Source organism: Pseudomonas sp. NFACC24-1, from assembly GCF_900115235.1.
Lineage (GTDB): Bacteria > Pseudomonadota > Gammaproteobacteria > Pseudomonadales > Pseudomonadaceae > Aquipseudomonas > Aquipseudomonas fluorescens_AA.
In genome coordinates this window covers 1-1163 of the sequence record NZ_FOVS01000092.1, presented here as the reverse complement: position 1 = coordinate 1163, position 1163 = coordinate 1, and the positions used below count along the sequence as shown (strand labels likewise).

The window sequence follows — 1163 nt, the reverse complement described above, 5'->3', positions numbered from 1 at the left end:
GTCACAGTGACCGGACCGTTTTGCGCGGTGACCGGTTTGCCGTCGGCACCGGTCAGGGTCGCGGTGTAAGTGATGGTGCCGTTTTCGTTCACGGTTGGTGTCGCGGTCAACGTCACCGTGGTGGTGTCGTTGACGTCGCTAACGATGGTGCTGACTGGCGCGGTGTTTGGAGCAATGGCTTCCAGATTACCGCCCGTGGCGGTACTGATGCTTTCTGTGACGGTTGTCGGGCCTTGGTAGACGTCGTTGCCGACGGCTACATCCAACACGCCCGAGCTTGCGCCGGCGGCGATGGTGATGGTTTTGCCGCTGTCGAGGGTGACGATGACCGGGCCGTTTTGCGCGGTGACGGGTTTGCCATCGGCACCGGTCAAGGTGGCGGTGTAGGTGATGGTGCCGTTTTCATTCACGGTCGGTGTGGCGGTCAACGTCACGGTAGTGGCGTCTATCGAATCGGTAATCGTGGTGACCGCAGGCGCAGTGCTCGGTACCAGGTTCTCGAAGTTGCCACCGGTCGCACCGGTAATGGTGGTGCTGACAGTGCTGCCGTTGTTGTAGACGTCGTTGGCCGGGGTCTCCACGGCAACGGTGCCAGTGGTAGCACCGGCTGCGATGTTGATCACCGCGCCGTTGCTCAAGGTCACGGTCACCGGAGTCTGGGCCGGGTTGGTCAACGTCGCGGTGTAAACAATCGAACCGCCTTCGGTGATGGTGTTGCTGGCCGTCAAGGTCAGGCCGGTGGTATCCGCCGAGTCGGCAATCGTGGTGACCGCAGGCGCAGTGCTCGGTACCAGGTTCTCGAAGTTGCCACCGGTTGCGCCGGTGATGGTGGTGCTGACAGTGTTGCCGTTGTTGTAGACGTCGTTGGCCGGGGTCTCTACGGCAACGGTGCCAGTGGTAGCACCGGCTGCGATGTTGATTACCGCGCCGTTGCTCAAGGTCACAGTCACCGGCGTTTGAGCCGGGTTAGTTAACGTCGCGGTGTAAACAATCGAACCGCCTTCGGTGATGGTGTTGCTGGCGGACAGGGTCAGGCCAGTGGTATCCGCCGAATCGGTGATCGTGGTGACCGCAGGCGCAGTGCTCGGTACCAGGTTCTCGAAGTTGCCACCGGTCGCACCGGTAATCGTGGTGCTGACAGTGCTGCCGTTGTTGTAGACGTC

The 1163-nt window shown here is 61.5% G+C and carries 1 protein-coding gene; it reads right to left on the bottom strand.

From position 1 onward, the window contains the following. Positions 1-1163 (bottom strand): immunoglobulin-like domain-containing protein (locus tag BM317_RS29665; protein WP_139236109.1); only part of this gene is annotated, 1163 nt, incomplete at both ends.